The 1,462-nt window shown below is 64.3% G+C and carries 3 protein-coding genes; 2 read left to right on the forward strand and 1 reads right to left on the reverse strand.

Annotated elements, in window-relative coordinates; translation table 11 throughout:
* Positions 1–68: 68 nt before the first annotated feature.
* Positions 69–407, forward strand: coding sequence for a pyridoxal-phosphate dependent enzyme (locus tag E4634_RS21925; protein WP_240725272.1), 339 nt, complete (start codon positions 69–71; stop codon positions 405–407).
* A 7-nt stretch (positions 408–414) separates the two neighbouring features.
* Here E4634_RS21925 and E4634_RS20980 read toward each other — a convergent pair whose 3' ends face one another.
* A complete protein-coding gene (locus tag E4634_RS20980; protein ID WP_135446646.1) occupies positions 415–909 on the reverse strand; it encodes an Lrp/AsnC family transcriptional regulator in 495 nt (164 codons plus the stop codon).
* A gap of 281 nt (positions 910–1,190) precedes the next feature.
* Here E4634_RS20980 and E4634_RS20985 point away from each other — a divergent pair.
* The coding region (locus E4634_RS20985; RefSeq protein WP_491844336.1) for a hydroxymethylglutaryl-CoA lyase-like TIM-barrel protein at positions 1,191–1,462 on the forward strand (272 nt) is incomplete at its 3' end.

A 1,462-nucleotide genomic window follows, 5' to 3' on the forward strand; every position in this document is an offset into this window, starting at 1 on the left:
GCTCAGGGACTGACCCGCCCCTACCCCTGTGGCATACTCTGCGGGCTATTTTTCCGGAGTCTCCCGCCGTGCACAGTGCCGCTGACGTCACCCAGCTGATTGGCAACACCCCCCTGCTCCACCTGCGCAAGGTGTCGGAGCTGACCGGCTGCACCATCCTCGGCAAGGCGGAATTCCTCAACCCCGGCGGCTCGGTCAAGGACCGCACCGCCCTGGGCATCATCCGCGCCGCCGAGGCCGCCGGGGTTGAGGAATTCCGCCTTGCCGAGGATGGTGCAGCCGGTCAGCTCCGACACCTTGCGCAGGTGGAGCAGGGGGGTGTTGCCAATCAGCTGGGTGACGTCAGCGGCACTGTGCACGGCGGGAGACTCCGGAAAAATAGCCCGCAGAGTATGCCACAGGGGTAGGGGCGGGTCAGTCCCTGAGCTCGGTGCGGTCGTCGATATGCTCCAGCGGCAGCTGGGTGCGCTGCACCACACGGCGCAGTTCGAAGCTGGAATGCACGCCGGTGACACCGGGAATCCGGGTCAGCTTGCCGAGCAGGAAGCGCTCGTAATACTCCATGTCGGGGATCACCGCCTTGAGCAGGTAATCGGCGCTCTGGCCGGTGACCACCGAACACTCCATGACCTCCGGATAGCTGCTCACCTCGTTCTCGAAGGTCTCGAAGCGGTCCGGGGTGTGGCGGTCCATGCTGATGCCGATGTAGGCGGTCAGTTTCAGGCCCAGCCGCGACTGGTCGAGCAGGGTGACGTGGCCGCGGATCAGGCCGGATTCCTCCAGCCGTTTTACCCGGCGGGCGCAGGGGGTGGGGGATAGCCCCACCGTTTCGGCCAGTTCCAGGTTGGTGATACGCGCGTTGCGCTGCATGGCGGAGAGGATCCGGCGGTCCGTGCGGTCCAGTTTCATCGTGTTCTCCGGGCGTGTTGGTTCGCCCAGCATACTGCCGGAAAGGTTGTAAATCACCATTTCGAAGTCACTTGTTAGAGAAAAACACCATTTACTTGCGGTAAGTGCGAGATATTTGCAGCAATACACTCGGCGTGCGCGGTTATACTGCTCTCCAGGCTGACCACCTTGCCCCCGTTCCCCCGCCGCACGGCTTACCGGCTCGCGGCGTGGCACACCGCCCCACAAGGGCGATGGAACGGGGGCCAGCCTTCTCTTGGATATTCGACGGGATTCCGGCCATGACCAGGTTCGACCACAGCAAGTACCAGCCCTTCCAGCCGATCCGCAAAGCGGACCGCCGCTGGCCCGACCAGGTGATCGAGCGCGCGCCGCGCTGGTGCAGCGTGGACCTGCGCGACGGCAACCAGGCGCTGATCGAGCCGATGACCACACGGCAGAAGTCGCGCCTGTGGGACCAACTGGTGAAGGTGGGCTTCAAGGAGATCGAAGTCGGCTTCCCCTCCGCCTCCAGCCACGACTACGACTTCGTGCGCGACCTGATCGACAACGA

The sequence above is a fragment of the Mangrovimicrobium sediminis genome (genome assembly GCF_004745945.1).
GTDB classification, from domain to species: domain Bacteria; phylum Pseudomonadota; class Gammaproteobacteria; order Pseudomonadales; family Halieaceae; genus Mangrovimicrobium; species Mangrovimicrobium sediminis.

Excerpts from the sequence above, each read along its gene's own strand:
- E4634_RS20980 (WP_135446646.1), bottom strand. The coding sequence starts at position 909 with ATGAAACTGGACCGCACGGACCGCCGGATCCTCTCCGCCATGCAGCGC.